We start from the raw sequence: 20,789 nt of genomic DNA, 5'->3' as shown, positions 1-20,789 counted from the left end.
CGTCAGTCGCGACGCGCTTCCAGCACCGCGTCGTACAGTTCGCGCTTCGAGACCGTCGCACCGGACGACGTCGACGCCGCTTCGGCGACGACGGCGCAGGCGTCCTTCAGCCGCATCCCGTCCTCGACCTTCCGTTCCACCTCGTCGACGAGGTCGACGGGGTCGGTGGCCACGGCAACCGCCCCTTCGAGCACCACGGTGATCTCACCGCGCGCGCCCTCGACGGCCCACTCGGCGAGTTCGGCGAGCGTGCCGCGGCGCACTTCCTCGTAGGTCTTGGTGAGTTCGCGGCAGACGGCGGCGCGACGGTCACCGCCGAGCACGTCGACGGCGTCGGCCAGACAGGCCGCGAGCCGGTGCGGTGCCTCGAAGAACACCACGGCGCGAGGCTCCTGGACGAGCGTGCCGAAATACGCGCGTCGCTGGCCCGGCTTGCGGGGTGGGAACCCGTCGAAGCAGAACCGCTCGACCGGCAGGCCCGACAGGGCGAGGGCGGTGGTCACGGCGGACGGACCGGGCAGGCAGGTCACCGGCAGACCGGCCTCGACGCACGCCGCGACGAGCCGATAGCCGGGATCGCTCACCGACGGCATGCCCGCGTCGGTGACGAGCAGGACGGTGCGGCCCTCCTCGATGTCGGTGACCAGGCCCGGCAGTCGCGACACCTCGACCTGATCGTAGAAGCTCACGACCCGCCCGGTGATGGTGACGCCGAGCGCCGCGGCGAGTGCCTTGGTGCGCCGGGTGTCCTCGGCGGCGATGACGTCGGCGGTGCCGAGAGCATCGCGGAGACGCGCCGAGGCGTCACCGATATCTCCCATCGGAGTGGCGGCCAGCACGAGCCGGCCCTCTCCCGGATTCGCGCCCTGGACCGGTTTGGCTGCCTGCATACGGCTCAGCCTACGATCGGAACGTGACCGTGACGGACCGCAGCCCTTCACAGGCCCCCGGCCGTGGTCCGTCGGCAGCGCAGGATCGTCGCCTCATCGGTCCAGGCCCGTTGGTGCCCGGACCCGAGCCCCTTCCGGGAGATCGGGCGCGGGGCTGGATCGTCACCGCCTTCGTCACGGCGCTCGCCGCGATCACGCGGTTCACGATGCTCAACTACCCCACCGATGCGAAGACGCCGGTGTTCGACGAGAAGCACTACGCACCGCAGGGCTGGCAGGTGCTCACCGGCGGCTGGATCGAGGACAATCCCGGCTACGGGCTCGTCGTGCATCCGCCCGTCGGCAAACAGATGATCGCGCTCGGCGAGGCACTGTTCGGATACACCGCGTGGGGTTGGCGTTTCTCGGCCGCTGCGGCCGGCGTCGTGCTCGTCCTGCTGGTCGTGCGGATCGTGCGGCGGCTGACCCGCTCGACGATGCTCGGCGCGATCGCCGGTCTGCTGCTCGTCGTCGACGGGGTGACCTTCGTGTCGTCCCGCCTCGGCATGCTCGACATCTTCCAGGCGGTCTTCGTCGTCGGCGCCTTCGGATGCCTGATCGTCGACCGCGACGACGTGCGCGCCCGGATGGCCCGGGTCCATGCCGAGGGCCGTGTTCTCGACAGTGTGTGGGGTCCGCGCTTCGGTGTGCGCTGGTGGCGCTTCGGCGCGGGCATTCTGCTCGGCCTGGCGGTCGGCACCAAGTGGTCGGGTCTGTACTTCATCGCGTTCTTCGGCCTGATGTCCGTGGCCTTCGACCTCGCGGCGCGCCGCGCGTACCGGGTGCAGCGCCCCTGGGTGGGGACGGCGCTGCGCGACATCGGTCCGGCGCTGTATGCCCTCGTGCTCGTCCCGCTCGGGGTGTACCTGTCGACCTACTGGGCGTGGTTCGCGAGCGAGACCGGCGTCTACCGTCACGCGGTCGGCTCGCGGATCGGCCACGACGGGATGTTCTCGTTCGTGCCCGACGCGCTGCGGTCACTCTGGTACTACAGCGCGAGCGTCCTGGAGTTCCACTCCGGCCTGACGAACTCGGCCGGCAACCAGCATCCCTGGGAGTCGAAGCCGTGGACGTGGCCGATGGGCCTGCGTCCGATGCTGTACTACTTCGCCGACGGCGAGCGGATCAGCGGATGCGACGCCGAGCAGTGCGTCAAGGCCGTGATGCTGATCGGAACGCCGGCGCTGTGGTGGGTGTCGGTGCCGGTGCTCGGATGGGGACTGTGGCAGCTGCTCGTCCGCCGCGACTGGCGGTGGGCCGCGATGCTCACCGGATACGGCGCGGGGATCCTCCCGTGGTTCGCGAGCCTCGACCGGCAGATGTACTACTTCTACGCGGTGCCGATGGCGCCGTTCCTGGTGATGGGTGTCGCGCTGGTGCTCGGCGACATCCTCGGGTCGCCGCACGCCTCGACGGAACGACGGACGACCGGGCTGCTCGTGGTGTGCCTGTATGTCGGGCTCGTCATCGCGAACTTCGTGTGGTTGTGGCCGATTCTCACGGCGCTGCCGATCACCCCGGAGCACTGGAACGACCAGCTGTGGCTCCCCAGCTGGCGCTGAGCGGAGCGCAGTCGCTCGTCCCGAGGACAGCTCAGTTGGGTTCGTCGAGCACGCTGCCCTCGGCCAGCTCGACGTCGCGGTCCCTGTCGGAGCCGTAGCGGATGCCGTCGAAGCGGCGCTCGAATCGCTCGTCGACGACCGTGAGGAAGCCCTTGAGTCGTTGGAGCAGCTCGGACAGGTGGCGGGGCACGAACGGATCGCCGAGCAGGTCGACGGTGGCGACAAGCCGGTCCTCGACGAGCACCACCTTGATGTGCGGCCACGTCCGGTTCAGTTCGGTGAGCTCGGCGAGCGCGTGGGTGCGACCGCCGGTGGGCGCGGCTCCCGGGGTGTCGTCCTCGGGGATGGCGTGCAGCAGCGGTGCCCACAGCCGGATGCTGCCGTCGTCGTCGATCACGACGAAGACCACATGGGAGTCGAGGACGACGACGAAGTCGCCGTCGGCGTCGACCGGCACAGGGCGGCCGAGGGCGTGCGCGAGCGCATCGCTCACGCGTTCGCGGAGGTCGCCGAGGGCTGAGGGCGGGTGTGCCTGCAAGAAGGCCGGATGCGGCACCTTCCCGCGACCGCGCAGCACCGACACGATGTGCCGGGCGAGCGTGTCGGCCTCGGACACGGGCCTGGTGACCGGCTCGGATCCGGTGACCTCGATCGTGGCGTGTCCCCCGGCGCTCGCGAGCACCCGCACGCAGGCCGCGGGCCCCGAGGCGGTCTCGGCGTGCAGTTCGAAGGCGTCGGGTCCGGCGAGTTCGGAGATGCGCCGGGCCAGTTGCGAGGCGTAACGGGACCAATCGCGGTCGAGGGCCTCGTCGAATCGGTCGGTGTCGGTCACGCGCACTCCTCTCGAAGAGCAACTGCCGGGCAGGCGACACCGTACTCGGGGTGGGCGACAACTCACCGCAGGCACGCGGCGTCGTGTGTCACCCGTGATGCCGTCGTCCGGCCGCCGCCCACACCGCGACTCGCGATCCGCGTTCGAGGATGTCGACGATCGCGAATCCTGCCCGTGCGAGAACGGTACTCACGGTCATCGAGACGGTTCCGGTGTCCTCCCCCGGTCCTGCCCCGTCGATCACCCACAGTTGTCCGTCGTCGGTCAGCAGCGGCGCGAGGGCGGCCGCGGCGGCGGTGTCCTCGCGGAGGTCGGGGATGTCGAGTGCATAGATGCGGTCGAACTTCTCCCGCTGCGCGAACTCGTGGGCGCGGGTCACCGAGGGTGCCACGCGCACGCGGCCGTGGGGACCGACGTTCTCGGCGACCACGGCGGAGGCGGGCCCGGCGTCGATCGCGAGGACGGACGTGCCCGGACGCGCATCGAGGACGTCGAGCAGGAACTCGACGTCCTCGATGTGGGACCGCTCGGTCATTCGACCTTGCGCAGTGTCCGTTTCCTGCGCCCGCCCGTGATCAGGGGGTCGCGCTGCAGATCCCGGTACAGCGACACGCACAGACCGATCATCACGAGGAGGAAGGGAGCTGCCGCGATGATCGTCATCGTCTGCAGGGCGTTGAGGGCTTCCTCGCCGCCGCTCCACAGCAGCAGGGCCGCGACACCGCCGGTGAGTCCGCCCCAGAAGACCACGACGCCGCGATTCGGCGCGAGGGTGCCGCGTTGACTGAGGCTGCCCATCACCATCGACGCGGAGTCCGCTCCGGAGATGAAGAAGATGGCGATGAGGAGCATCGCGACGACCGTGGCGATGCCGGTGAGCGGGAGGTTGCCGAGCACCCCGAACAGCTGTCCTTCGACGCTGTCGGCACCCGCGATGTCCAGGCCGTCCAGCTGCTGTCCGATACCGGCGCCGCCGAACACCGAGAACCAGATGAGGCTGACGAGGCTCGGGACGAGGATGACACCGACGATGAACTCGCGGATGGTGCGGCCGCGGCTGATGCGGGCGAGGAACATGCCGACGAAGGGCGCCCACGAGACCCACCACGCCCAGTAGAAGATCGTCCAGCTCGACAGCCACTCACCTGCGGCCTCGTTGGAGGCGGCCGTGCGCGCCGACATGCGGGCGAACTCCGCGGCGTAGGCACCGAGGGTGGTGGGCACGAGGTTGAGGATGAAGACGGTGGGTCCGAGCACGAACACGAAGATCGCCAGGATCGCGGCGAGCACCATGTTGATGTTCGACAGATATTGGATGCCCTTGGCGACACCCGTGACCGCGGAGGCGATGAACGCGAGCGTGAGCAGTGCGACGATCGCGACGAGCAGCATCCCCCCGGCCGTCTCGAGCCAGCCGGTGACCTCGAAGCCCGAGCCGATCTGCAGCGCGCCCAGGCCGAGCGACGCCGCGGTGCCGAACAGGGTCGCGAACAGGGCGAGGATGTCGATGACCTTGCCGAGCGGACCTTCGGCCCGGCGTCCCCGCAGCGGGATGAACGCCGAGCTGATGAGCTGCTTGCGACCCCTGCGGAAGGTGCCGTAGGCGATGGCCAGACCCACCACGGCGTAGATCGCCCAGGGATGCAGGCTCCAGTGGAACATCGAGGTCGCCATCGCGACGCCGGTGCCGCCGGTGCTGCCCGGTGGCGGCTCGACGAAGTGCGAGAGCGGTTCGGCGACACCGAAGAACATCAAGCCGATGCCCATGCCGGCGGCGAACATCATCGAGATCCAGCTGACGGTGCGGAACTCCGGCTTCTCGTCGTCCTTGCCGAGCGGAATGCGGCCGTATCGGCTCACCGCCAGCCAGAGCGCGAAGAACACGAATCCGCTCGCCGTGAGCACGAACAACCAACCGAACTCGACGACGATCCAGTCGAGGATGTTCCCGGTAACGGTCCCGAAATTGTCGGTGGCGGCCAGGCCCCACACCACGATCGCCGCGACCAGCGCGGCAGCGACTCCGAAGACCACTTTGTCGGTCTGCGGCGGATGCGCCGCGGACGCGGCTACTTCAGAAGCACGGGCGCCCGAGACCTCGTCGATCTCCTCGGACCCGGGCCGATCACCAGGGACATTCATGCGAACAAACCTTGCAAGTTTCGGGCGCCTGCGGAGCGGAATCGTCGAACCCGAGAAAATCATCACATTCCGGACGCGCCGTGCATTCTCTGCACGAACCGGAAGATCGGCAGGTCAACCCGCGCGCAGGGCGGCCGAGACGAACTCGAGGATCTCCTCGTCGGACATCCCGAGTGCCCTCACCTCGGTGACGTACTCGTTGGTGGATCGCTGGGCCCGCGTGCGGGTGGGATCGCCCGTGTCGGCGACGAACGTCCCCGCCCGCCCCCGGGCCTCGAGCACACCCACCTTCTCGAGTTCCCGGTAGGTCTTGGCGACCGTGTTCGGAGCGATGCCGAGGGTGTCGGCGAGGCCCCGGACGGTGGGCAGCTTGGTACCAGCGATCAGCTCACCATCGTGGACCAGGTCGACGATGCGTCGCCGCAGTTGCTCGAACGGCGGGACAGGCGAGTCTGGATCGATGGCGAGGTCGAACATTCTCGCAGGTTATCAGCGCTCGGTGACCTTGACGGGCGCTTCGGCCGAGGGCACCTCGGCAGGGGCGTGGTTGTAACTCCCGGTCTCGAGCAGGTCGCGGATCTGGATGAGCAGATCGGTCTCGCTCAGCGGCTCGTCCTCGGGCTCCTTCTCCGGCGCGAAGCGGGCCTTGGCCGCGTTGACCGGCACGATGAGCACGAAGTAGACGACGGCCGCGATGATCAAGAAGTTGATCGCCGCGGAGATGACGGCGCCCAGGTTGACGAAGGTCGCGTCGTTCGACGAGAGCAGGCGGAAGCCGAAGCCCATCTCATTGTCGCCACCCACAGCAGCGACCAGCGGGTTCACGATGTGATCGGTGAACGCCGTGACGATGGACGTGAACGCCGCGCCGACGACCACTGCGACGGCGAGTTCGACGACATTTCCGCGCAGCAGGAAATCCTTGAAACCTTTGAGCATCGTGCTCCGTACCTTTTCTGGTGAGAATTCGAAAAACTTCAGTGCGCGGAGATCGTAGTAACGCTGCCCACCGGCTTCAACAGGGACGAATCGGGCAACACGGCGGCGGGTGGCAGCGGGTTACGGATTGCGCCGGGGCAGAATCGGGCCATGGCAACCACGGCGACGATCTATCACAACCCGCGCTGCAGCACGTCACGCAACACTCTGGCGTTGCTGAAGGAGAACGGACTCGAACCCACGGTCATCAAATATCTCGAGACTCCGCCCTCCCGAGACGAACTGCAGGCGCTGCTCGATGCGGCAGGGCTCACACCGAGTCGAGCGATCCGGAAGAAGGAATCGCTCTACAAGGAGCTGAACCTGGCCGAGGCGTCCGAGGACGAACTGCTCGATGCGATGGTCGCGAATCCGATCCTCATCGAGCGTCCGCTGGTCGTCACCGACAAGGGCACCGTGCTCGCGCGTCCGGTCGACAAGGTGCGCGAGATCCTCTGACGAGGAGTTACAGGACCGCCCGCGAGAGCGGGCACGACATGCATCGTGGACCGCCGCGGCCGGAACCGAGTTCCGACCCGGCGATCCGCAGTACCTCGATCCCCGAATCCTCGAGGCGCGTGTTCGTCTCGACATTGCGTTCGTAGGCGACGACGACGCCGGGCGCCACGGCCAGCGTGTTGTTCCCGTCGTCCCACTGCTCACGCTCGGCGACAACGGAATCCAGACCGGTGTCGATGACACGCAGTTTCTCGATCCCCATCGCGTCGGCGGCGGCCTCGAGGAAGGGGCGCGGCCCCGAGATCTGCACCGCGCCGTTCTCGCGGTGGATGGCGAACGCCTGGAGGCTGTCCCGGATCGCCGGGTACATCACCACCGCGTCGACGTCGACCATCGTGCACACGGTGTCGAGGTGCATCGACGCCCGGCGCTGCTCGATCGGGACCGCCAACACGGTGTGCGCGAGCTCGTCGTCGAAGACACTGCGCGCCAACGCTTCCGCACCGGCCGGACTCGTCCTCTCCCCCACCCCCACGGCGACGACGCCGGGCGCGAGGAGCAACACGTCGCCACCCTCGACGGGCGCGGTGTGCGATTCGTACGCGCGTCGCACGTGGAGGAATTGCGGGTGAAAGGCGTAGATGAGGTCGGTGAGGCTGGTCTCGCGCCGGCGCGCGGGCAGCGCAAGATTGGGGATCGCCACGCGCGAGCCGATCCAGAAGGACGAATCGCGCGTGAAGAGCAGGTTCGGCAGCGGTGCGATCGCGAAATCGGAACCGTGGTGCATCAGCCGCACGAGGGACGGGGCAGCGCCGTTGCCCACCGCGGGCAGTTCGTCGAAGGTCATGCCCGCGATGAGGATCCGGGCGAGCTCGGCAGCGGGCAGGGCACGCAGATGGCCCGTCAACTCCTCCGCGAGGGCATAACCGAGACGCTGTGCGTCGACGGCCGACGACACGCTTTGCACCCGCGCGGCGCCACTGGCCTCGAGTGTCTCGGTGAGCAGGTCGGCCAGCAGGAACACCTCCACCCCGCGGCTGCGCAGCAGCTCGACGAAGGCGTCGTGTTCCTCCTGGGCGCGCGCCACCCACGGCAGGGCGTCGAAGAGCAGCTGGTCGTTGTTGCGGGGCGTGAGGCGTTCGAGTTCGGCACCGGGCCGGTGCAGCATCACGGCGCGGAGTTCACCGACTTCGGACTCGACACCCCAGCGATGACTCATATGCTCACGGTATCGCGCAGGACGGCGGCATCCGGGTCAGGCGCGTCGAGTACGGCGGCAACGATTGCGAAGAACACACCGAGAACACGAGGGAGATTTCATGGCCGACGACCCGCTCGGGTGCCTGGCACCGTTCGCCGGGCGCTGGACCGGAGGTGGCGACGGCCACTACCGCACCATCGACGACTTCGCGTACGACGAGACGATCGAGTTCGCCACCATGCCCGGAAAGCCCTTCCTGATGTACGTCAGCCGTACGCGGCACCGCACGGAGGGACGCCCGTTGCACACCGAGAACGGCTACCTGCGCCGCACCGGCGACGACGTCGAACTGCTCGTCTCGCAGCCCACCGGGTTCGTCGAGATCCAGCGGGCCCGGCCGGAGGGCGGCGTGCTGGACTTCACCACCCTCACCCTGGAGCGCTCACCCGACGCCAAGCCCGTGCACGAGGTCCGGCGGCGTTTCGAGGTCGACGGCGACGTGCTGGTCTACGACTTCTGGATGGCCCACGCCGACACCCCTCTGACGCATCATTTGCACGCCGAGCTGCACCGCGCGCCGGAATGATTCAGGTGCTTCCGGCCCCGCCGAGCGGTGTCGGATCCACTGAATCATGTCGCGCCGAATTTCATTTGGTGCCGACGACGCGACGGAAGTAGTCGTTGGCGGCCTGCATGACGAGGTTGTAGGGCGGCGCGAACTTACGCGCCCACCAGTAACCGAACCGGGTGTCGAAGGACGTGTAGACCATGAAGCGGTTCTTCAGGATGCCGGTGACGATGCGCTCGGCCACCTTCTCGGGAGTCGCGGCGTGGCGGACGAACCGTTGGGGGAGTTTGCGGACCTCGGGACGATCACGGTCGACGCCGACGATCTGCACGGTGTCGACGAGCGGTGTACGCACGGCCCCCGGGACGACCAGCGAGACACCGATGCCGTCGCGCTTGAGGTCGAACCGCAGCACCTCCGACACTCCCCGCAGACCGAACTTGCTTGCGCTGTAGGCGGCGTGCCACGGCAGGGCGAGCAGCCCGGCGGCCGAGGAGACGTTGACGATGTGCCCGCCGCGACCGGCCTCGATCATGGCCGGCACGAAGTTCTCGATGACGTGGATGGGCCCCATGAGGTTGACGTCCACCATGAGCTTCCAGTGCTCGTGCTGCAGCCGGTCGACGGTGCCCCACACCGACACTCCGGCGACGTTGGCGACGATGTCGAGCGACCCGCACGCCTCGTGCACGTCGCGGGCGAAGGCGGTGACGGCCTCGTAGTCGGAGATGTCGAGGGCGGCCGAGTGCAGCACGGTGCCGCCGCGTTCACGAACGCTGCGGACGACCTCGTCGAGGGCCTCCTCCTGCAGGTCGGTGAGCACCAGCCGGGCCCCGCGATCGGAGGCCGCATGGGCCAGGGCGCGGCCGATTCCGCTGGCCGCGCCGGTCACAAGGAATTTGGTTCCGCGCAGGTCGGTGATCGCCATGGCGACACCCTAGCCTCGCCGTGACGACTCGACGCTCCGGCGCGCCACGGACGAACCGGATGCGCCGGAGCGAAGCGACTTGTGTGTCCGAGCGAAGCGACCTGGGAGCCGGAGTGTTGGGCTCCGGCGGATGGAAACTCAGAGCCGCTGGGCCATCTCCTCCTGGTATTGCCGAATCGTGCGCTCGATCATCTCGACATCGTCGTGGCGATTCTCGCTGCGCGCGAGGTCGGCGCGCTCGCGCAGTACCCGGATCGCCCGACGCAACTCGTCGTCACTCATCCTGTGGTCCATGCCACACAGTCTGCCGGGTTCGGCGTGGCCCCGCCAGCGAATGGCCCTGCATACGACGAAAGCCCCGCCGAGGGCGGGGCTTTCAGGGGTGGAGCTGAGGGGAATCGAACCCCTGACCTCTTCGATGCGAACGAAGCGCGCTACCAACTGCGCCACAGCCCCGTAGGTTCCGAGGGAACCGACTCGCAAACTCTAGCAAACCACCCCGTCCATCACGAAATCGGAGTGTCGGCGCAGGTGACGGGCGATTTCACGGCCTGCTCCGAAGCCGGGTCGGGGCCCGCACAGATTCGATGCGGGCCCCGCCGTAAGCGTCGCAGGACGATCATTCCCCCACTGCGCGGGGAACGACGTAGTCGCCGGACTCGTCGTCGCCGTCGCTCGCTCGGACGTCGTAGCCGTGGTCGATGCCGTAGTCGTCCTCGTAGCGATCGAGGTGCTCGAACTCCGGATCCTCGTCGTCGACCTCGAGGACCACGGCCCCCGGGCGACGCAGGCGCTGTGGAACGTCGTCGTGGCCGCCGCGGGCCCCCGCGCGGGAGCGTTGCAGTCGCGCGAGGCGACGCCGCCGGATCTCCTGCTCGAGATGCACCTGGCGCCGCAGGTAGAACAGATAGGCGACGAGGGCCACGGCCGCGAGACCGGCGAGCCACCACATGACCGACGAGACGATCAGGGCGAGCGCCGAGGTCATGATCGCGGCGATCAGCAGGCCGAGGACGGCCCGCTGCCGGAATTCGTATCGTGCGGCGCTGGCGACCGCATCGGCGTGCGGGTCGAATCCGCCGCGGCCCCGGCGTTGCGGTGCGTGTGCGCGCACGGGCTCACGATCGGGTGCTGCTTCGTGGTGGACGTCGGCCTCGTCGGAATCGATCTCCGGCCTGTCGTCGAGTTCAGTGTTCATGCGGTCCTCCGCGGGGGTGCGGTGCGTGCGGTCACGACTCGGACGCCAATGAGGATCGCTGCGGTGCCCGGCGGCCGGCCCTCGAGGGGTGATCGGCTCGTCGTCTCCGCGGTGCAGAACTCGAGTTGCGAGCGCGGCGTCGGTCGTCTGCCGGATTCGAGGACGCTTCGTGACCAGCATGGGAACCAGAACGAACAACCACACGGCAACGAGCCCGATCCACAGAAGCGAGTTCGGCATCCGGTGGTCCTCCCTCCAGTCGTCGCCCTACCAGCCCGTCGACGCCACCGACCTACATGAGGCTAACGGCATCACCGCGTTCACCTGTACAGAAACGCCGACTCGATCGACAACAGACGTCACTCGAGTCACGCGAAACCAATTGACACTTTCTTCACTCTAATCACAGAGATCCCACACGCGCTGGGGATTGTTACTCGAGTTGCGAGTAACCTGCGTTACATAGCGGACGAACCCGACTCGAGACGGAAAGCGATCAGGACCAGGTCGCGCGACCGGCACGGACGAGGCGATCCGAGACCGAGCCCGGCACCTCCTCGACCGTCATCGCGACCAGCAGATGGTCGCGGAACCGGCCCTGGACGTCGAGGTAGCGCTTCAGCAGACCTTCCTCGCGGAAGCCGACCTTGCGCAGCACCGCGCGACTGGCCTCGTTCTCCGGGCGCACGGTGGCCTCGACGCGGTGCAGCCCGACCGGGCCGAAGCAGTGGTCGAGGCCCAGGGCGACGGCGGCGGTCGCGACACCGAGGCCGTTGACCTCCTTCTCCACCCAATAGCCGATCCAGGCCGAGCGCAACGCTCCGCGCACGATGTTGCCCACCGTCAGCTGCCCGCAGAATCTGCCGTCCAGCTCGATGGCCATCGGCAGCATCAGGCCCTTGTGGGCCTCCGAGCGCAGACTCCGGTAGAGCCCGGGCCACACCGAGATGTGGTGCCGCATGTCCCACGGCGCCTCACCGGTCGGCTCCCACGGCTCGAGATGCGCGCGATCACGCAGACGCAGACGGCTCCACGCCGCGGCGTCGCGCAGTCGGATCGATCGGACGGTCACCACGCCCCCTGCCACCCGCAGCGGCCCGAGCTCCGCCGGCCAGCCGGGATGACGGGACATCAACCACGCTGCCCGAGGAACGCCACGTCCACCGGGTCTCCCGTGCGGATTTCGGAGACCTCGGGATCGACGATGACGAGACAGTTCGCCTCGGCGAGGGTGGCGAGCAGATGCGACGACGAACCCGCGGCGCCGCCGAGCGCCTGCACGAGATAGTCGCCCGTCGTTTCGTCGCGCATGAGCCGGCCGCGCAGGAAACCCTTGCGATCGGGGATCGAAGTGATGGGGGCGACCGTGCGTGCCGAGACCACGCGGCGCATCGGCTGGCGACGGCCGAGCGCGATGCGGATCAGCGGCCGGACCATCACCTCGAAGACGACGAGCGCGCTCACCGGATTGGCGGGCAGCAGGAAGGTCGGCACCTCGTCGCGGCCGAGACGTCCGAAGCCCTGGACCGAGCCCGGATGCATCGCGATCCGCTCGACGCCCATCTCGCCGAGATCGGACAGCGCCTCGCGGACCTCCTCGAGCGCGCCGCCGCCCACGGCCCCGGCGATCACGACGATCTCGGCGCGGATCAGCTGACCCTCGACGACCTCGCGCAGCCGCTTCGGGTCGGTACTGGCGATCCCGACCCGGTTGACGTCGGCTCCGGCGTCACGCGCGGCCGCGGCCAGCGCGTAGGAGTTGACGTCGTAGACCTGTCCCGGCCCCGGGGTGCGGTCGACGTCGACGAGTTCGCCGCCGACGGAGATGACCGACAGTCGCGGGCGCGGATGGACGAGCACCTTGTCGCGGCCGACCGCGGCGAGCAGACCTACCTGGGCGGCCCCGATGATCGTCCCGGCCCGCACTGCGATGTCGCCGGGCTGGACGTCGTCGCCGGTGCGGCGCACGTAGTCGCCGGACCGCACCGGTTCGAGCACCTTGATGCGCGCGGCACCGCCGTCGGTGTTGTCGAGCGGCAGCACCGCGTCGGCGAGCGTCGGCAGCGGCGCACCGGTGTCGACGCGCACCGCCTGACGGGGCTGGAGACGGATCGGCTGACGCGAACCGGCACGCACCTCGCCCACGACCGGCAGCGTCACCTCGGCGGGCGCGGACCCGCCGTCGGTCTCGGCCGGGGCTTGGAGGTCGACGCTGCGCACGGCGTAGCCATCGATCGCCGCCTGGTCGAATCCGGGTAGGGGTCGCTCGGTGACCACTTCCTCCGCGCACAGCAGACCCTGCGCCTCGGAAATGGCCACCCGGACCGGCCGGGGTGCGACTGCCGCCGCCGTGACCCTGGCCTGCTGATCCTCAACCGACCGCATACCGCTTCTCGTCCTCCAGCCCGTCCTGCAGTCAGCGCTTCAAGCGCTCGATGAGCCACTCGCGCAGCGAGGGCCCGTACTCTTCCGTGTTCAACGCCGAGTCAACCGCAGCGCGCAGATAGCCCCCGGGATTTCCGAGGTCGTGTCGGGTGCCGCGGTGCACCACCACGTGAACGGGGTGGCCCTCGGAGATGAGCAGGGCGATCGCGTCGGTGAGCTGCAACTCTCCCCCGGCTCCGGGCTCGATGCGACGCAGTGCGTCGAAGATCGCCCGGTCGAGCAGGTATCGGCCGGCGGCGGCGAAGGTCGACGGTGCGTCCTCTACGGCCGGCTTCTCGACCATGCCGAGTACCTTGAGCACGTCGGGGTTGGCGGCGTCCGGCACGACCTCGACGTCGAAGACGCCGTACGCGCTGACCTGTTCCTTGGGCACGTCGATCGCGCACAGCACAGAACCGCCACGCTTGGCGCGGACGCGCTGCATCGTCTCGAGCACGCCGACCGGCAGCACGAGGTCGTCGGGCAGCAGCACGGCGATCGCGTCCTCGTCGGGATCGAGCGCCCCTTCGGCGCACGCCACGGCGTGACCGAGGCCGAGCGGCTTCTCCTGGACCACGGACTCGACCTCGAGCAGCCCCTGGGCCTTGCGGACCTTGGCGAGGAGCTCGTACTTGCCCTTCTCCTCGAGCTTGGACTCGAGGACGAGGTCCTCGACGAAGTGCGCGACCACGCCGTCCTTACCCGGCGCCGTCACGATGAGAAGGCGTTCGGCGCCCGACTCCGCGGCTTCCCCCGCCACGAGCTCGATGCCGGGCGTGTCGACCACCGGCAGGAGCTCCTTCGGAACCGTCTTGGTTGCGGGAAGGAACCGCGTCCCCATACCTGCTGCGGGGACAACCGCGGTCTTGAAATGCCGCGTGCCTCCGGTCGTACTGTTCGTCATAGACTCCCACCCTAAACTTCGGCCACCGAGGACGGTGGTTCGGCGATCGTAAGGCGCAGACATGCCCCCACCCCCGAAAGCGGTCTGGCGTGACCGCATTCTTACAGCTCGGCGCGAGCTGAGTGCTGCGAGGCGCAGAATCGAGGACACCGCGCTCGCCACGGTGGCCTCGACGCTGGCCCCGGCGGGGTCGATGGTGTGCGCATATGTGCCCGTGGGTTCGGAGCCCGGATCGATCGCGCTCCTCGACGCTCTGACCGAGGCCGGAACGACGGTGCTCGTCCCGGTGACCCGCACCGGCGAACCGTTGTCGTGGGCCCGCTACATGGGCGAGAAGACGCTGATGGCGGCCGATTTCGGGCTGCGCGAGCCGGGTGGTGAGATCTTCCCGCCCGAGGCGGTGGCGAAGGCTCACACGGTGCTCGTCCCGGCCCTGGCGGTGGACGCGCGGGGCGTGCGGCTCGGCCGCGGCGCCGGCTTCTACGACCGCACCTTGCACCTCGCCTCACCCGAGGCCGTGATCATCGCGGTGGTCCGCGATGAAGAGCTCGTCGACGAACTCCCCGAGGACCCCCACGACATCCGTATGGGATGGGCGCTGACACCCGGGAAAGGGCTGGTCCGGCTCGGTAGCGGCGACCGTGCGGAACAACACACTCCCTAGCGCTGTTGGCACTGTCGGCGGTAGAGTGCCAAAACTGCAGTACGACGAATACTGCGGTTCGACGAACTGGCGGAGGATCAACCGGTGCCCACCTACTCATATGCCTGCACGGCCTGCGACAACAAGTTCGACATCGTGCAGTCCTTCAGTGACGACTCCCTGACCGAATGCCCGCAGTGCGAGGGCAAGCTGCGCAAGCTCTTCAACTCGGTCGGCATCGTGTTCAAGGGCAGCGGCTTCTACCGCACCGACTCCCGCAGCGGCAGCACCGCGAGCGAATCCGCGTCGACGAGCTCGACCAGCTCCTCGTCGAGCGACAGCAGCTCGTCGTCGAGCAGCACGTCCTCGGCTCCGGCGGCCGCCGCGAGCTGACCTCCGGACTCCTTTGTCCACAGGCGGTCGAGTCATCCACAGACCGCCGTCTCCGAGGGTTCATCGGGGCCGACAGAGCATCCCCACCTTCTAGGTTCGGGGCATGCCCGTCGGCCCTTTCTCGTTCCTCCAGCGTGCGCGCGCGCATCCGCACCACTCGCGCTCCTCTGCGGGTGCCTCGCTGCAGCCCACCCTCCCCGACCGGTTCGTCGAACTCCTCCGCCCCGGCTGGTCGCGCATCGTCCGGGCCCGACGGATCGCGGCCGGACTCCTCGCCGTCCTCGCGGTGATCCTCGCGCTGCGCGGCGACCCCGACACCGATCGTGTGGGTGTCGTCGTCGCGGCTCACGATCTCGCGCCCGGGCACACCCTCACGGCCGACGATGTCGCGCACGTGGAGCGCGATCGGTCCACTGTGGTCGCCGGGACCCTGCACGACGTCGACGACGCCGTGGGCCACACTCTCGCCGGCCCTGTGCCGGCCGGTGAACCCCTCGTGGACACCCGCCTTCTCGGTCCTCGTCTCGCCGCAGTCGCCACCGGCTCCACCGAGGCCCGCGTAGTGCCCATCCGGCTCGCCGATGCCGGGGTGAGCGAACTGCTCCGTGAGGGCGACCGCGTCGATGTCCTGACGGTGACGGAGACCGAAGAGGGACCCCTGCCCGGCGCCCACGTCCTCGCTCGGGGTGCAGTGGTGGTGCTGGCCGAATCCGGCGGTTCGACGAGGGATCGGAACGAGCGGGTCGTGCTGGTCGCGCTGGAGCCCGAACCTGCCACGGCGGTCGCGGCGGCGTCACTCGTCAGCGCTCTGACCGTCACACTGCACTGAGCATCCGCTCGTTTCCCCAGCGCAATCGCCACCCGTAACCGACCTCGCGGTTTATCGTGTGAACGTCCGTGTGACCTACCTCATGTGAGCGGCTCCGGCGGACAGGCCGCGACAAGGAGCACACCATGCTGAAGGGCTTCAAGGACTTCATACTCAGGGGCAACGTCCTCGATCTCGCCGTCGCGGTCGTGGTCGGTGCGGCATTCACCGCTATCGTCACCGCCTTCACCGCGAACATCATCGAGCCGCTCATCAGCGCGGTGGGCGGCGACAACGAGATGGGCTGGGGCTTCGAGATCGTGAGCGGCAACCCGGAGACCTTCGTGAACATCGGCGCGGTGATCTCCGCGATCATCAACTTCATCATCATCGCCGCGGTCGTGTACTTCGTGCTCATCGTCCCCGCCAACGCGGCGAAGAAGAAGTTCGTCACCGAACCGGAGGACAAGCAGGCCAGCGCCGAGGACCTGCTCATCCAGATCCGCGACATCCTCGAGGCACAGGCCGGCCAGGCTACTCAGGGCGCTCACGCCAAACCCAACCCGGGCATCGAGTAGGTGGTCGACGACGAAAAAGACCGGGCCCGCTCGAGATTCGAGCGAGCCCGGTCTTGTCGTGCTGTGTTCGGCTGAGCCGGACGTCTACTTAGACGGTCCAGGGAGCGCCGTAGGTGGTGACGTTGTCGCCGTTGGCCGTGATGGCGCGAACGAACGGACGGACCTGGACGGCGCCGAGGACGCCGGAGGCCGTGCCGTGGACGTTGGAGAACTGAACGGTCTTGAAATCACCGTCGAACTCGCCCTCGGCGACGACGAGCTCCTCGATGCCCGGAGCCGGGGTCAGCTCGAGCTCGGCGTAGGCCTGCGGAAGGATGTCGGTGACCGTGGCGGATGCGCCGTCCTTGTCACTCAGTCCGACCTCGAGCTGCGGGGTGGAGTAGGTGACACCGATGGCACCGTCGATGCTGCCTGCCCAGGCGAACTGGTAACCGAACTGGAAGGTGGTGCCCTCGGCGTCGGCAGCGCCCTCACCGAGAAGGTTGGCGGTGCCGCGGCCGTTGTGGAAGAACTCGCGGTTGAACGGGCTGCCACCGAGGGCCGGAACACCCTGGATGAAGGTGTCCTCCTGGGTCACGACGACCTCGAGGCCGTCGGAGACGATGCGGTTCTGGTCGTTGACCTCGGCCGAAGCGGCGCCCGAGGCACCGAGCACCAGACCGAGGACGGCGGCACCGGCGACGGCGGCGTTACGAGCGGCCTTGAAGCCACGCGACTTGATTCCCATGATTACTCCGTTTGTGATGGTGGGGATTTCTTGCGGATGGCGCGGAGCAGGACTAGAGGGTCCAGACCTGGCCGTAGGTGGTGACGTTGTCGCCGTTCTCGGTGATCACACGGACGAACGGACGGAGGGAGACCGGGCCGATAACGCCCGTCGCGGCACCGTGGATGTTGGCGATCTGGACTTCCTTGTAATCGCCGTCGAACTCACCCTCGGCAACCACGATTTCCTCGATACCCGGAGCGGGAGTCAGCTCGATGCCTGCGGTCGCCTGCGGGAGAATCCCGGACACGGTCGACTCGGTGTTGACGACGGTCTCGCCGCCACCCTCGATCTTCTGGTACGCCTTCTCGGTCACGAGGATTGCGCCTTCGGCGTCGGCGCCAACCGGCTCGCCCTTTTCGTTGACGTACTGCGCCTGACCGTCCTTGAGGACTGGAACATCGATCTCTTCGTAGGACGGCGTCGTCGTGGGGAAGAGACCCAACTCGACATCGGGACTGGTCCAGCTGAAACCGATTGCGCCGTCGACGGACGCGGTCCACGCGACCTGGTAGCCGAACTGGAAGGTCGAGCCTTCGAAGTCCGCCGCCTCGGGGCCGACGATGTTGGCGATGCCGCGGCCGTTGTGGAACCACTCACGGCTCAGCGGGCTGCCGCCGATCGGAGGCACACCGTTGATGAAGGTGTCCTCCTGCGTGACGATGACCTCGTGGCCGTTGGAGACGATCCGGTTCTGGTCGTTGACCTCGGCACCTGCGGCGCCGGCCGATCCGAGAACCAGACCGGCCACAGCAGCTGCTGCCACCGTGGCGTTGCGGGTGGCCCGGAAGCCACGTCGCGTCTGAATCTTCATGAATGCCTCATCCGTTCTCTGCGTGCCGGGTTGCGCACCGCGTCCGACAACAAGTGGTCGCCCTGTCGCCCGCGGGCCGCTGTCCACAGCGAACACACCGGCGGATCACCCGTCGGTGTGTCGGTACGTCCATCGTCCGCACGGTTTTGCTTTACCGATTCGTGACCGAGCCCAGGCCGTGAAGCCTGGGCTCGACCGGTTTGAACCTGAGAGGGAGATTAGACCGTGACCATTCCTGGAGCAACGCCTAGCTTTCGTAACGCTCCGGTATAGGCGCGGTGCAGGCCACACGCCCAGCGATTCACCGAAGCGGGCAAATCGGACACTTTTCGGGGTGGAATATGTAACCCGGGATTACACGTACATGACCCGCCCACCGCCACATCGGCGCAGGTAGAAGCCACATATTCAGTGCACCCGGAGTGCAGGACGAAATGCCTTCTGTGACTGGAAACACAGATTCAAAAGATCGCGCGGACCAGATGGAGATGAACGGACCGTTGCGGCGACGTTTCGTTGCGGTCGACAACGGGTTGGAATCCGGTTGAGCGCAACACGACATCAGTGATACAGATCACCCACCGGAATGGTGCGGAGGCACCTGCCTGCGCAGCCATTCATCCGAGTCGCCACCGCCGGAGTCGTTCTCGCCGCGTTCGTCGCGTGTCGTCTCGGGAAGTACATCCCCGAAGATGCGCGCCAGCCGTGCCCGGTCGATCCGGGCACGGCTCTGCTGCTGCTCGCCGGTCACCTCGTCGTGCGAGGGATCACGGTCGTCGGACACGGCGTCGTCACTCCTCCATCCAGGACAACTCTTCGATGACGTGTGCGGCGAGAGGCAACAACGTCGCCATCCCGTCGCGGATGGCGGGACGCGACGACGCGAGGTTCACCACGAGCGTCGATCCGGAGACTCCCACGAGACCACGGGAGAGGCCGGCGTCGACGGCGCCCGACGCCAGGCCCGACGAACGCAGCGCCTCGGCGATGCCGCGGATCTCGTGATCGAGTACGTCCTCGGTCGCGTCGGGAGTCACATCGCGCGGGGTGACACCGGTGCCACCGACGGAGATCACCAGGTCGACGCCGCCGATCACTGCAGTATTGAGTGCATTTCGGATCTCGACCTCGTCGGCAGCGACCGTGACGACACCGTCGACGGCGAAGCCACCTTCGACGAGAAGCTCCGTGACGAGCGGACCCGCGGAGTCCGGACTGTCGCCGTGGGAGACGCGATCGTCGACGACGACGACGAGTGCGCGGCCTTTTCTGGGAGCTTCGAGTTCCATGAGGTCCACGGTAGTTTGCGGCTCGAAAGCATGCGGCTCTTGTACCGGAATGTGAGCTATGTCCATGTCGTTCCTCATCGTCCGGCCGAATCCGACGCAGTCACCACGTCGACTGTGGTCTCGTTGCCGTCGGGCGTCTTGTAGGTGATCTTCACGGTGTCCCCCGGCGCGCGGGAGCGGATCGCGGCGATGAGCGAGTCGCCGTCGGTCACGACCCGATCGTCGACCCGGACGATGATCGCGTTGTCGGGGATTCCGGCTCGGTCGGCCGGCCCGTCGGGCACGACCTCCACGACGCGCGCACCGTAGGCGTCGTCCCGGGACGGAACCTGGACACCGATGATCGCGTGCGTCGCCTTACCCGTGTCGACGAGTTCCTGCGCGACACGCCGGGCCTGTTCGACGGGGATCGCGAAACCGAGGCCGATCGAACCCGACTGTCCGCCGGCCGTGGCGATCGCGGTGTTGATGCCGACGAGGCGGCCTTCCATGTCGACCAGCGCACCGCCGGAGTTGCCGGGGTTGATCGCCGCGTCGGTCTGGATCGCGTCGATGACCGACGCCTGATTGGCGTTGTCCCCGCTCGTGGACACGGGCCGGTTGAGTGCGGACACGATGCCCGCCGTCACGGTGCTCTGCAGTCCGAGCGGTGATCCGACGGCCACGACCTCCTGGCCTACCGCGAGATTCTCCGAACTACCGAGTTCGATGGGAGTGAGATCGGTGCGCCCTTCGGTCCGGATGACAGCGATGTCCGACACCGCATCCGCACCGACGACCGTCGCCGGCGCGGTGGACCCGTCCGAGAAGAAGACCGTCAGTTGCGCCCCCTGACCTCCACCCGCCACGACGTGGTTGTTGGTGAGGATCAATCCGTCCGACGACAGGACCACGCCCGACCCTTCACCCGCGCCGGTGCGTCCTGCGACCTCGATCCGCACGACGCTCGGCACAACCTTGTCGGCGACGGCCTGCACGCTGCCCTCGGGGGCAGCGGCGACCGACTGGGTATCGGGCTTCGGAGCGTCGAGGGAGTTGACGACCGGTCCGGACGAATCGCGCACCGACCACGCGCCGACCGCGCCACCGATGCCGCCGCTCACCAGCGCGAGCGCGATGGCCCCCACGGCGAGGGCGGAGCGACCCGGCATCCGGCCGGATCCTGCGGTCGGTGGCGGAGGTGCCGACTGCTGGGGTGTCTGCGGGTAGGGGCCGGTGTATCCGCCGGGGCCGTACGGATGGGGTTGCGGTTGCGGTGCTCCCGCGCCGCGGGTGGGGTCCTCACTCATTCGTCACTTCACCTTCGTCCGCCGGGGCCACCGGACGCATACGGGTCGACGTCGGCGTGCGGTGGCCGATGATGCGGGGTGCGT

25 protein-coding genes and 1 tRNA gene are annotated in these 20,789 nt (G+C 68.1%); 7 read left to right on the top strand and 19 right to left on the bottom strand.

Translation table 11 applies throughout. The features are described 5' to 3' along the window. Nucleotides 1–2: 2 nt before the first annotated feature. Nucleotides 3–890, bottom strand: a complete 888-nt coding sequence (gene rsmI / locus IM25_RS11180) for a 16S rRNA (cytidine(1402)-2'-O)-methyltransferase (protein WP_052040135.1) — start codon at nt 888–890, stop codon at nt 3–5. A gap of 23 nt (nt 891–913) precedes the next feature. Here rsmI and IM25_RS11175 point away from each other — a divergent pair, with 23 nt between their 5' ends. Then, nucleotides 914–2,491, top strand: a complete 1,578-nt coding sequence (locus tag IM25_RS11175; RefSeq protein WP_033098241.1) for a dolichyl-phosphate-mannose--protein mannosyltransferase — start codon at nt 914–916, stop codon at nt 2,489–2,491. Between the two features lie 31 nt (nt 2,492–2,522). Here IM25_RS11175 and IM25_RS11170 read toward each other — a convergent pair whose 3' ends face one another. From IM25_RS11170 to mscL (IM25_RS11150), 5 genes are all read right to left on the bottom strand, one after another. Further along, on the bottom strand, nt 2,523–3,323 hold the full coding sequence (locus IM25_RS11170) for a T3SS (YopN, CesT) and YbjN peptide-binding chaperone 1 (RefSeq protein ID WP_006553805.1): 801 nt from the start codon (nt 3,321–3,323) through the stop codon (nt 2,523–2,525). Between the two features lie 88 nt (nt 3,324–3,411). Next, nucleotides 3,412–3,858: a hypothetical protein gene (locus IM25_RS11165; protein ID WP_019288786.1), complete on the bottom strand. Its 447-nt coding sequence runs from the start codon at nt 3,856–3,858 to the stop codon at nt 3,412–3,414. Beyond that, nucleotides 3,855–5,465 (bottom strand): BCCT family transporter, encoded by a 1,611-nt coding sequence (locus IM25_RS11160; RefSeq protein WP_065996038.1) that lies wholly within the window; start codon nt 5,463–5,465, stop codon nt 3,855–3,857. The genes IM25_RS11165 and IM25_RS11160 overlap by 4 nt, the downstream gene beginning before the upstream one ends. Nucleotides 5,466–5,579: 114 nt before the next feature. Continuing rightward, on the bottom strand, nt 5,580–5,942 hold the full coding sequence (locus IM25_RS11155) for a GntR family transcriptional regulator (protein ID WP_006553802.1): 363 nt from the start codon (nt 5,940–5,942) through the stop codon (nt 5,580–5,582). A gap of 12 nt (nt 5,943–5,954) precedes the next feature. Further along, nucleotides 5,955–6,404: a large conductance mechanosensitive channel protein MscL gene (mscL, locus tag IM25_RS11150; protein ID WP_006553801.1), complete on the bottom strand. Its 450-nt coding sequence runs from the start codon at nt 6,402–6,404 to the stop codon at nt 5,955–5,957. Nucleotides 6,405–6,554: 150 nt separating this feature from the next. On the opposite strand from mscL (IM25_RS11150), the gene arsC reads away from it, so the two are divergent. Beyond that, nucleotides 6,555–6,902 carry an arsenate reductase (glutaredoxin) gene (gene arsC, locus IM25_RS11145; RefSeq protein WP_006553800.1) on the top strand — a complete coding sequence of 116 codons (348 nt, stop codon included), beginning with the start codon at nt 6,555–6,557 and terminating at the stop codon, nt 6,900–6,902. A 7-nt stretch (nt 6,903–6,909) separates the two neighbouring features. On the opposite strand, the gene arcA is transcribed toward arsC, so the two are convergent. Beyond that, nucleotides 6,910–8,121: an arginine deiminase gene (gene arcA / locus IM25_RS11140; RefSeq protein ID WP_006553799.1), complete on the bottom strand. Its 1,212-nt coding sequence runs from the start codon at nt 8,119–8,121 to the stop codon at nt 6,910–6,912. 100 nt (nt 8,122–8,221) lie between these two features. Here arcA and IM25_RS11135 point away from each other — a divergent pair, with 100 nt between their 5' ends. Continuing rightward, nucleotides 8,222–8,689, top strand: coding sequence for an FABP family protein (locus IM25_RS11135; protein ID WP_033098239.1), 468 nt, complete (start codon nt 8,222–8,224; stop codon nt 8,687–8,689). Between the two features lie 61 nt (nt 8,690–8,750). Here IM25_RS11135 and IM25_RS11130 read toward each other — a convergent pair whose 3' ends face one another. The 7 genes from IM25_RS11130 to IM25_RS11105 all read right to left on the bottom strand — a co-directional run bounded on the left by IM25_RS11130 (nt 8,751) and on the right by IM25_RS11105 (nt 14,125). After that, the gene (locus IM25_RS11130; protein ID WP_065996037.1) at nt 8,751–9,599 is read right to left on the bottom strand and encodes an SDR family oxidoreductase; all 849 of its coding nucleotides are present in this window, start codon (nt 9,597–9,599) and stop codon (nt 8,751–8,753) included. 138 nt (nt 9,600–9,737) lie between these two features. After that, nucleotides 9,738–9,881: a hypothetical protein gene (locus IM25_RS26060; protein ID WP_153811617.1), complete on the bottom strand. Its 144-nt coding sequence runs from the start codon at nt 9,879–9,881 to the stop codon at nt 9,738–9,740. A 101-nt stretch (nt 9,882–9,982) separates the two neighbouring features. Further along, a tRNA-Ala gene (locus IM25_RS11125) sits at nt 9,983–10,055 on the bottom strand. 163 nt (nt 10,056–10,218) lie between these two features. Then, nucleotides 10,219–11,037, bottom strand: coding sequence for a divisome protein SepX/GlpR (gene sepX / locus IM25_RS11120; protein WP_024103194.1), 819 nt, complete (start codon nt 11,035–11,037; stop codon nt 10,219–10,221). Between the two features lie 256 nt (nt 11,038–11,293). After that, nucleotides 11,294–11,929, bottom strand: a complete 636-nt coding sequence (locus IM25_RS11115; protein WP_019288787.1) for a GNAT family N-acetyltransferase — start codon at nt 11,927–11,929, stop codon at nt 11,294–11,296. Continuing rightward, the gene (glp, locus tag IM25_RS11110; protein ID WP_019288788.1) at nt 11,929–13,182 is read right to left on the bottom strand and encodes a molybdotransferase-like divisome protein Glp; all 1,254 of its coding nucleotides are present in this window, start codon (nt 13,180–13,182) and stop codon (nt 11,929–11,931) included. The genes IM25_RS11115 and glp overlap by 1 nt, the downstream gene beginning before the upstream one ends. A 31-nt stretch (nt 13,183–13,213) precedes the next feature. Continuing rightward, nucleotides 13,214–14,125, bottom strand: coding sequence for a UTP--glucose-1-phosphate uridylyltransferase (locus IM25_RS11105; protein WP_033098238.1), 912 nt, complete (start codon nt 14,123–14,125; stop codon nt 13,214–13,216). 61 nt (nt 14,126–14,186) lie between these two features. Between IM25_RS11105 and IM25_RS11100 the strand changes: the two genes are divergently transcribed. The 4 genes from IM25_RS11100 to mscL (IM25_RS11085) all read left to right on the top strand — a co-directional run bounded on the left by IM25_RS11100 (nt 14,187) and on the right by mscL (IM25_RS11085) (nt 16,547). Further along, on the top strand, nt 14,187–14,789 hold the full coding sequence (locus IM25_RS11100; RefSeq protein WP_024103191.1) for a 5-formyltetrahydrofolate cyclo-ligase: 603 nt from the start codon (nt 14,187–14,189) through the stop codon (nt 14,787–14,789). 84 nt (nt 14,790–14,873) lie between these two features. Continuing rightward, nucleotides 14,874–15,161 (top strand): FmdB family zinc ribbon protein, encoded by a 288-nt coding sequence (locus IM25_RS11095; protein ID WP_006553792.1) that lies wholly within the window; start codon nt 14,874–14,876, stop codon nt 15,159–15,161. Between the two features lie 103 nt (nt 15,162–15,264). After that, entirely contained in the window at nt 15,265–15,990 is a 726-nt protein-coding gene (locus IM25_RS11090) for an SAF domain-containing protein (RefSeq protein ID WP_006553791.1), read from the top strand. Nucleotides 15,991–16,115: 125 nt separating this feature from the next. Beyond that, a complete protein-coding gene (gene mscL, locus IM25_RS11085) occupies nt 16,116–16,547 on the top strand; it encodes a large-conductance mechanosensitive channel protein MscL (protein ID WP_006553790.1) in 432 nt (143 codons plus the stop codon). A gap of 88 nt (nt 16,548–16,635) precedes the next feature. Here mscL (IM25_RS11085) and IM25_RS11080 read toward each other — a convergent pair whose 3' ends face one another. The 5 genes from IM25_RS11080 to IM25_RS11060 all read right to left on the bottom strand — a co-directional run bounded on the left by IM25_RS11080 (nt 16,636) and on the right by IM25_RS11060 (nt 20,705). Next, complete coding sequence (locus IM25_RS11080; RefSeq protein ID WP_033098237.1) at nt 16,636–17,274, bottom strand: MspA family porin; 639 nt, start codon at nt 17,272–17,274, stop codon at nt 16,636–16,638. Nucleotides 17,275–17,326: 52 nt separating this feature from the next. After that, a complete protein-coding gene (locus IM25_RS11075) occupies nt 17,327–18,127 on the bottom strand; it encodes an MspA family porin (RefSeq protein WP_019288792.1) in 801 nt (266 codons plus the stop codon). A 574-nt stretch (nt 18,128–18,701) separates the two neighbouring features. Beyond that, nucleotides 18,702–18,911, bottom strand: coding sequence for a hypothetical protein (locus tag IM25_RS11070; RefSeq protein ID WP_006553787.1), 210 nt, complete (start codon nt 18,909–18,911; stop codon nt 18,702–18,704). 7 nt (nt 18,912–18,918) lie between these two features. Continuing rightward, nucleotides 18,919–19,416: a MogA/MoaB family molybdenum cofactor biosynthesis protein gene (locus IM25_RS11065; RefSeq protein ID WP_006553786.1), complete on the bottom strand. Its 498-nt coding sequence runs from the start codon at nt 19,414–19,416 to the stop codon at nt 18,919–18,921. 74 nt (nt 19,417–19,490) lie between these two features. Next, on the bottom strand, nt 19,491–20,705 hold the full coding sequence (locus IM25_RS11060; RefSeq protein WP_024103185.1) for a S1C family serine protease: 1,215 nt from the start codon (nt 20,703–20,705) through the stop codon (nt 19,491–19,493). Between the last annotated feature and the right edge of the window lie 84 nt (nt 20,706–20,789).

The organism is Rhodococcus sp. p52 (genome assembly GCF_000763325.2).
GTDB classification, from domain to species: Bacteria; Actinomycetota; Actinomycetes; order Mycobacteriales; family Mycobacteriaceae; genus Rhodococcus; species Rhodococcus pyridinivorans.
This window is presented reverse-complemented; position numbering and strand designations above follow the sequence as displayed.